This is a genomic window from Daejeonella sp., assembly GCF_049655485.1.
GTDB lineage: Bacteria > Bacteroidota > Bacteroidia > Sphingobacteriales > Sphingobacteriaceae > Daejeonella.
Window position 1 is genome coordinate 1 of sequence record NZ_JBASJU010000346.1, and the last position, 2,686, is coordinate 2,686.

4 protein-coding genes are annotated in these 2,686 nt (G+C 41.7%); 1 reads left to right on the forward strand and 3 read right to left on the reverse strand.

The window, feature by feature from the left end:
• On the forward strand, positions 1-585 hold a 585-nt coding region (locus WBJ10_RS14150; protein WP_424291400.1), incomplete at its 5' end, for an aldo/keto reductase.
• A gap of 6 nt (positions 586-591) precedes the next feature.
• Here the strand turns inward: WBJ10_RS14150 and WBJ10_RS14155 are convergent.
• From WBJ10_RS14155 to WBJ10_RS14165, 3 genes are all read right to left on the reverse strand, one after another.
• Entirely contained in the window at positions 592-1,434 is an 843-nt protein-coding gene (locus tag WBJ10_RS14155) for an MBL fold metallo-hydrolase (RefSeq protein WP_424291401.1), read from the reverse strand.
• Positions 1,435-1,437: 3 nt separating this feature from the next.
• Positions 1,438-1,764 carry a DMT family transporter gene (locus WBJ10_RS14160; RefSeq protein WP_424291403.1) on the reverse strand — a complete coding sequence of 109 codons (327 nt, stop codon included), beginning with the start codon at positions 1,762-1,764 and terminating at the stop codon, positions 1,438-1,440.
• 80 nt (positions 1,765-1,844) lie between these two features.
• Positions 1,845-2,686 (reverse strand): FAD-dependent oxidoreductase (locus tag WBJ10_RS14165; RefSeq protein ID WP_424291405.1); only part of this gene is annotated, 842 nt, incomplete at its 5' end.

Consider the following 2,686-nt stretch of genomic DNA (forward strand, 5'->3'; position numbering starts at 1 on the left):
GAGACCGTTTGGGCGATGCATCAATTGGTTCAGCAAGGTAAGGCTTTATACTGGGGAACTTCAGAATGGAGCGCTTCTGAGATCATGGAAGCTCATTATTTTGCTGAAAAGAATCATCTCGTAGCGCCGGTAATGGAGCAGCCACAATACAGTATGTTATGGAGAGATAAGCTTGAAAAAGAATTTCTCATGCTCTTCCGCAATTTCGGGATGGGAACTACAATCTGGAGCCCGCTCGCATCAGGATTATTATCTGGAAAATATAATAATGCTGATCCAAAGGATACCCGATTTGAAATGGAAAGCCTGGGCTGGCTGAAAGAACGCTGGTTAAGAGAAGAAAATCTTAAGAAAATCAACGAACTTAAGGCTATTGCGGATAAGCTTAATACCTCCATGCCTAAGTTTGCTATTGCATGGTGTTTAAAAAACCCTAATGTCAGTACTGTGATTCTTGGTGCTTCAAAAACAGCACAATTGAAAGAAACTTTAACATCTCTGGAAATTGTTCCGTTAATGACAGATGAAATTATGGAACAAATAGATAAAATTACGGGGACGAAACCGGAGACTTTGGTCGTTTAGGAACAACTATATATCCGTCAATCTAAAGGTATCCTTAACCCGGATACCTTTTTCCGTTTCCTGCAAAGTGCAGCACTCATTAAAAGGATCATGTTCCAGGTAAAGGATGTAATCCTTATCAACAGCTTCCTGAAGAAATTTTTTCTTTTCTACTAAAGTCTTCAATGGAAACATATCATACGCCATCACGTAGGGTAGGGGGATGTGACCGACAGAAGGCAACAAATCTGCCATATACACGATAGTTTTACCTTTATAGCTTATCTGCGGAAGCATCATAGCATCTGTATGGCCGAATGCAAATCTGACTTTTATATTTTCGGCAAAGGCGACACCGTCCACTTCATCAATAAACTTTAACTGTCCGCTTTCCTGAATAGGTAATATGTTTTCTTTTAGGAAAGAGGCCTTTTCACGATCGTTAGGTGTAATTGCCCATTCCCAATGAGCACGATTACTCCAGTAGGTAGCGTTTTTAAATGCTAGTGTTAGTTTTCCCGCTGAATCCTTTTCGATAGAGCCCCCGCAATGATCGAAATGCAGGTGTGTCAAAAAAACATCGGTGATGTCATCTTTTGTAAAACCTACGCTTGCAAGTGATTTTTCTAAAGTATCTTCTCCGTGTAAATAATAATGTTTCAGAAACTTCTCATCCTGTTTATTGCCGATTCCGTTGTCAATCAAAATAACCCTGTCCTCGTCTACAATTAGAAGGCAACGCATTGCCCAGGAACACAGGTTATTCTCATCTGCAGGGTTGCTTTTCTGCCAGATCGATTTAGGAACAACACCAAACATTGCACCACCATCCAACTTAAAGTATCCAGCGTTTACGGTATAGAGTTCCATTTATTATTTGGTTGAAAGCTTTAATCCTATAATAGAGGAGATCAGAAGAAAAAGAAAGAACATCCGCCAGAAGTCGGTTGGTTCTTTAAAAAGAATGATACCTGCTATAACGGAACCAGCCGCACCAATTCCAGCCCAGACTGCATAGGAGGTACCCATAGGCAACGTTTTGGATGCGAGGAACAACAAGTACATGCTGATTGAAACACTGATCAGAAAACCCAGTATCCAAAGCCAGAACTCAGTGCCTGTAGCTCCCCTTGCCTTTCCCAGACAACTGGTGAAAGCAACTTCGAAAAGTCCGCCGATAATGAGATAGATCCAGGCCATAACTTATTTGAAAACTGAAAACTGAAAACTGAAGGAGCAGGCGCTAACCCTTCAATTTTCAGTTTTCAAATTCAGTTTATTTACAAATGTATTACCTCGCCATACGCATCCGCCGCCGCTTCCATTATAGCTTCGCTCATAGTAGGGTGAGGGTGTACAGTTTTTACAATGTCCATTCCAGTAGTTTCCAATTTACGTGCAACAACTACCTCAGCAATCATTTCTGTCACGTTTGCGCCGATCATATGTGCTCCAAGGAATTCACCGTATTTAGCATCGAAGATAACTTTTACAAAGCCATCTTTTGCACCAGCTGCACTGGCTTTTCCGGAAGCAGAGAATGGGAATTTACCCACTTTCACTTCATAACCAGCTTCTTTCGCAGCTTTTTCAGTGTATCCCACAGAAGCAATTTCTGGTGAGCAATATGTACATCCGGGTATGTTATTATAGTTTAGAGGTTCTGGGTGGTGGCCTGCTATTTTCTCCACGCAGATAATTCCTTCGGCAGATGCAACGTGTGCCAGAGCCTGCCCTTTTACGATATCACCGATAGCATAAACTCCATTGATATTAGTTTTGTAAAAATCGTCGACCGCGACACGGCCTTTATCCACTTTCACACCCACTTCCTCCAGGCCTAAATTTTCTATGTTCGGCGTTACACCTACAGCGGATAAAACGATATCACATTCTATTATCTCGGTGCCTGTAGCCGTTTTCACCTGTACCTTGCACAGTTTACCGCTTGAATCCACTGATTCAACATTAGCCCCTGTCATGATGCTTATACCAGATTTCTTCAGGCTGCGCAACAATTGCTTCGAAACATCTTCATCTTCTACCGGTACTATATTATCAAGGTATTCTACGATCGTCACCTTTGTGCCGATTGCATTATAGAAATAGGCAAATTCTACAC

Coding starts and splice junctions, on each gene's coding strand:
- WBJ10_RS14160 (WP_424291403.1), bottom strand. CDS start 1,764: ATGGCCTGGATCTATCTCATTATCGGCGGACTTTTCGAAGTTGCTTTC.
- WBJ10_RS14155 (WP_424291401.1), bottom strand. CDS start 1,434: ATGGAACTCTATACCGTAAACGCTGGATACTTTAAGTTGGATGGTGGT.